We start from the raw sequence: 5,532 nt of genomic DNA, 5'->3' as shown, positions 1-5,532 counted from the left end.
TGCCCGTTAATGCGGATAAACTCATCGACGGTTAATATAGTGTTTTTTATTCCGAGTTTTTCTGCTAATTGGGTAATTCCTGGTGCTTCAACTTTGGCTTTTCTTAAAAAATCTTTCTGTGAAAATACGAATCTTGTGTCTCCATCGAGGAGGACCCTGCCTTCATTAAACACAATCGTCCGCTCGAAGTTCTCTGCAACAAAATCCATGTCATGGATAATCGTCATGATCAGTTTTTTTCGGTCCTTCAAGGCTTGGATAATTTGGCGAATCTTTTCCTTTCCATAATGATCCTGGGCAATTGTCGGCTCATCAAAAATTACGATGTCCGTATCCATTGCCACAACGGATGCAATACAAAGCAGTTTCTTTTCCGATAAACTCAAATCATGAGGATTCATCTCTAATTTATCGTTAAGTTCAACCATCTTTAAAGCTTTGATCGCCTGTTTCTCTGCCGTATGTTTACCCATTTTAATATTCAACGGTCCAAACATCACTTCTTCCAAAACCGTTCGTTTAAAAATTTGATCATTGGGATTTTGAAAAACAAGTCCAATTGTTCTTGCCATTTCAGCGGCGGTTTTATTTTTTGCATCGAAATGATGAATTAAGATTTGTCCATCATCTGGTTTCAAAAGACCTTTTAGTAATTTGACAAATGTTGTTTTTCCGGCTCCATTCTGACCGATAATAGCTGTAGACCGCTCGTCGAACTCTAAATTTAATCCCGAAAGCACTGGGGGGCCACCCTGTTTATAGGCAAAAGAAAGATTGGATACCTTGATCATAGCATCCGCCCCCTTAATGCCTTCTCGGCATCCTCCAAGGTTACAGGGTGATCGTCCGAGGCAGCCTTCTTTACATCCAAGGCTTTACACACTCTTGTAAAAACAGGTGCCCTTACACCATGCTCTTCAAGGTCCTTCTGAGAAAAAACTTTCTCAGGAGAATCCAAGTCAACCATTTTCCCGTCATTTAGCAGTAATACCCGATCGCAATACTGGGCGACCTTCTCCATTTTGTGTTCCGCGAGAATAACGGTTATCCCCTGTTTGCTTAGGTTTTGAATCGCGCTGAATACCTCCTCGGAGCCTGCCGGGTCGAGCTGGGAGGTAGGTTCGTCCAATACTAGAATGTCCGGTTTCATTGCAATAATACTCGCAATTGCCATCCGCTGCATTTGCCCTCCAGATAAGTCAAAGGGATTATGGTCCTTTACCTGCTCAATTTTTAACATGTCCAGAACATAATCCGTTCGTTCAATAATTTCCGAACGGGGAAGTCCAATATTCTCAAGCCCGAAGGCAATTTCCTCATAAACCGTCATTTTCGATCCCGTCACCTGGGTAAATGGATTTTGAAACACCATGCCCACCTTCAAGGCAATGTCAGCAATGGAATGACTTTTCACTTCAAGCCCGTCTACGATCACTTTACCTCCATATGCCCCTTTATAAAAATGTGGAACGAGGCCAACCAGCGCTTGACATAAGGTCGACTTACCCGCAGAGTTTTTCCCAATAATGCCGATAAATTCCCCTTCATTCACTTGAAACGAAAGATCATCAAGTGCGAGCGTGTCGGATAATGGATATTTATATTTAAGACCTTCAACGATTATTTTTTTCATACAAAAATCCTCCACGCTACGGCTCCCACTACTAAAACCAGCATTGCTGACTGAATCAGTCTGCTATGGGTGTATTTTTTTTCCTCATATAAATATGTTTTTGGGGCCCTTGAATTGAAGCCCCTCACTTCTAATGCCATTGCCCGTTCCTTTGTATTGATAAGCGACCCAAGGATTACCGGTCCCAATAACGGCACGAAAGCCTTAACTCGTACAAACAAATTCCCTTCTGTCTCCATTCCCCTCGCCCGCTGCGCATCCATAATCGTACCCATGCTCGACATCATTTCCGGGATAATTTGAAATACTGAAACAATGACATATCCGATTCTTGGTGACATTCCTTTACGAACAAGCGTCTCAACAAGATCCGATGGTTTCGTCGTCAGGACCAAGATCAAAAAGGAACTGACAATATTCATCACTCGAAGTGTGATGGTTAAGGCATATAGCAGCCCTTCTTTATACATGGCAACTGGACCAATTTGAAAAAGAACGGTCTCATTTTCAGGCTTAAACAAGCCTTGAATGATAACGACCGTAATTAGCACGAGAAAAACAAAACTATACACAGGAACCGTTTTTCGAATAACCTTCGCAGCACACAATAATAGAATACTAATTCCCAAGCAAAAAAAAGAAATCGTGAACGATGGCAGAATAATAGGAACCAATAGGGCAAAGAGAATGTATAAGAGTTTCGTGATGGGATCGATATCATGAATGAACGATTTCCGATCCACATACAAACTAATCGATTTCAAAAGCTTCACCAGCTTTCTTTTGGCAAAAAAATCTTAATCTAAAGTCTCTATCTTTTCATTATTGTTATATAATTGGACAACATTCCGAGGTAATCCTTTGAATATACCAAAGCTGATTAACACAACTAACAATTTATCCGGGACATCAACAACCAGTTCATCAAGCAGTGATGCCAGCCAAGTAGAATCGGTTTTTGCGAGAATAAAAGCAAATAATGAGTCGCCCCAAACATTTCCTGTTGTACCACCCCAGAAACCGATATTAATCGGAGTGGAAACAACCGTTGCTATAAGTCCAATGATTAAACCGGCAACGATTGCTTTTCCCCAGCTAGAGATATAGCCTTTGAAAAATAAAATCCCTACCGCCAGGCCAATCGCGACACTAGTAATTGCATAAACAAAGGAAATAGGATCGGTAAAACCATAAATAATATTATTAATTGCTCCTGCTAAGGCACCGACAACGGGACCTCCCAACATCGCTGCTAGGACGGTTCCGATAGAATCCAACCATAGCGGCAGTTTCAGGGATGCCGCAATTAATTTACCAATATAGTTGACACCTACTGCTACTGGAATCAGGACGAGCGCAGCTGTTGATAAACGTAACGACCACATGCTTTGCTTTTTCAATGAAAAAACCCCCTTTTCTTAATTAAAAAGTAGAATCATAGGAAACAATCGCTTCAAGTGCAGTAAGGATTTCCAGCTCTTCCCCACGTTTGCTATTGTTTTTCGCATCAATGTAATCATTGATTCCCCCTTCCAAATCCCCCTCTTTTTCGACAACAACATTTAAAATGGAAGCGGTCTTAATACCGCGTAAGCCGCCAATTACAAAAAGGGCAGCCGTTTCCATATCTGAAGCGAGAATTCCTTTCTCTGACCAGTACTTGTCGATTTCTGGTTCTTTATCAGTATAAAAGCTGTCATGACATCTGACAATACCTGTGTAATTTTTTGCATCATTCTTTTTTGCTGCATTTATCACATGAAATAGTAAATCGGGATCTGGAACTGCTGGATAGGCTTTATTAATATAGGCATAAGACGCTCCGTCATTTCTCACGGCGCCGGAAGCAATTACCAAGTCACCTAGACGTAATTCCGGCTGCAAGGCACCGCAGCTGCCAATCCGAATCATCACGTTAACACCAATATTCTTTAACTCTTCGATGGCAATTCCGGCAGACACCCCGCCAATCCCTGTTGAGGTCACGAAAACAGATACACCTTTATATTGACCCTTCACCGTTTTGTATTCCCGGTTATTGGCGATCTCCACGGGATTTTCTAAGAATTTAACAACCTCGCTGACACGGCCTGGGTCACCTGGAAGTAATGCGTATGTTACATCGTGCCCTTTCCCAATTCTGATATGCGGTTGTAGGTTATGCTCCATATTCGCTAGCTCCTTTTAAGTTTATTTGTAGTTTAGAAGACAAGAGTTTGGTTGTTAATATTTATGATTCTTATTTGGTTCTATTCATAACAATAAGGATTTGGAACTATGTATTGGGTGGGTGTTATCATCATCTAGTTGAGGGATCATTTTCTTGGTGTAACAGAGGAATATTTTTCTACCATTTATCACAATATTACCAAAATTAAAAGTTTTGGTCATTTAATTTTATGAATCAACACCTTTAAAGAATATTTAACAAATAAAAAAGGTGCTAACACCAATAAGGGTGTCAGGCACCATTTTCCTTTTTTTAGCAAAAGTCGCGTTAAACGGCCGCCCACCATCCTGAGGAAATCTTCACAACTTCCACACAAGTTCTACCTAATTTCTACACAAGTTTTTCTTATTATAAAAGTAACTTAATTAGGAAATAAGTTCATTGAGCTCATTTCTTAAAACTTCCCATAATTTGATTGGTGCCTGACACCAATCTATTTTTTTTGCTCAAAACGCAGTGATGCCCTCATCTGTTTAGTAAAGGGCATCACCAATTATTAATAGGTTTTTGCAAATGATTGGCTTTCTAGTTCGAATGGGTTTTCTTCGATTTCGAATCCGAGGTCCTTAATGAGATGGAAGTCGGCATCCGCACATTGTCCATCAGTCGTTAAATAGTCGCCGACAAAAATGGAGTTCGCAATGAATAAGCCTAAATTTTGCAGGGAACGCAGGTTGAATTCGCGGCCGCCGGAAATGCGTATCTCCTTTGTCGGATTTACAAACCGGAATAGAGATAAAATTTTCAAGCAGCGAATCGGGGTTAATTCATCTAGATCCTCAAGCTTTGTTCCCTTGATTGGATGAAGAAAATTTACTGGAATGGAATCCGCATCTAGCTCTTTCAGTGCAAAGGCCATCTCAACGATATCCTCATCAGTTTCACCCATCCCGCAGATTACACCGGAACATGGAGAAATACCTGCTTTCTTTACACTTTCAATCGTCTGGACCCGATCCTCATAATCATGCGTGGTGGTAATGTTCCCATGATGGTTAGCGCTTGTATTAATATTATGATTAAACCGGTCCACACCGGCGGATTTCAGCCTAACTGCCTGATCTTCCGACACAAGTCCCATACATGCACAAATTTTGATGTGCTCAACCTCATTTTTAATTTCTTGAACAGCAGAGATCACTGTATCCACTTCATTATTGGTTGGCTTCCGGCCGCTCATTACGATACAATATGTACCTATTCTATTCTTTTTCGCTTCCTTAGCCCCCTCCACAATTGTTTGCTTGCTAATGAGTGTATACCGATCAATTTCTGTTTTTGATTTAATCGATTGGGCACAATACCCACAGTCCTCAGGACATAGGCCGCTTTTAGCATTAATAATCAAATTCAACTTCACTTTTTTTCCGTAATAATGTCTGCGAATTTCATAGGCTCCATTAACGAGTGATAAAATGTCCTCATCATTGGATAATAAGATTTCCTTCGCTTCCTCGTTTGTTAGTTCATAACCTTCAATAACTTGTTTTGCCAGCGTGAACCAATTCATGCCATCACCTCATTTTTATTGTTAACTAAAATAACAATTAGGTTAACAATAAAAATTATATATCATGTTTACTATTATTAAAATAATTTTATGCATTTTTTGGATTTTACGGGTAATTCACCCTAAATGTTTTCATTAGAAAATCTTCACAACTTCCAC

The 5,532-nt window shown here is 40.2% G+C and carries 6 protein-coding genes; all 6 read right to left on the bottom strand.

From position 1 onward, the window contains the following. Positions 1 to 791: energy-coupling factor ABC transporter ATP-binding protein (locus V7150_RS20080; RefSeq protein ID WP_335521825.1), on the bottom strand; the 791-nt coding region annotated here is incomplete at its 3' end. Beyond that, positions 788 to 1,633, bottom strand: coding sequence for an energy-coupling factor ABC transporter ATP-binding protein (locus tag V7150_RS20075; RefSeq protein WP_335521823.1), 846 nt, complete (start codon positions 1,631 to 1,633; stop codon positions 788 to 790). The genes V7150_RS20080 and V7150_RS20075, both read right to left, overlap by 4 nt. After that, complete coding sequence (locus V7150_RS20070; protein WP_335521821.1) at positions 1,630 to 2,397, bottom strand: energy-coupling factor transporter transmembrane component T family protein; 768 nt, start codon at positions 2,395 to 2,397, stop codon at positions 1,630 to 1,632. Before V7150_RS20070 ends, V7150_RS20075 begins: the two co-directional genes overlap by 4 nt. Before the next feature lie 33 nt (positions 2,398 to 2,430). Next, a complete protein-coding gene (locus V7150_RS20065; RefSeq protein WP_335521819.1) occupies positions 2,431 to 3,033 on the bottom strand; it encodes an ECF transporter S component in 603 nt (200 codons plus the stop codon). A gap of 22 nt (positions 3,034 to 3,055) precedes the next feature. Continuing rightward, entirely contained in the window at positions 3,056 to 3,802 is a 747-nt protein-coding gene (locus V7150_RS20060) for a nucleoside phosphorylase (protein WP_335521817.1), read from the bottom strand. 557 nt (positions 3,803 to 4,359) lie between these two features. Next, entirely contained in the window at positions 4,360 to 5,373 is a 1,014-nt protein-coding gene (gene bioB / locus V7150_RS20055; RefSeq protein ID WP_335521815.1) for a biotin synthase BioB, read from the bottom strand. Positions 5,374 to 5,532: the final 159 nt, after the last annotated feature.

The organism is Neobacillus drentensis (assembly GCF_036965245.1).
In the GTDB taxonomy this organism is placed as follows: Bacteria; Bacillota; Bacilli; order Bacillales; family Cytobacillaceae; genus Neobacillus; species Neobacillus drentensis_G.
The sequence above is the reverse complement of the archived record's forward strand: the minus strand, read 5'-3'. Positions and strand labels throughout refer to the sequence as shown.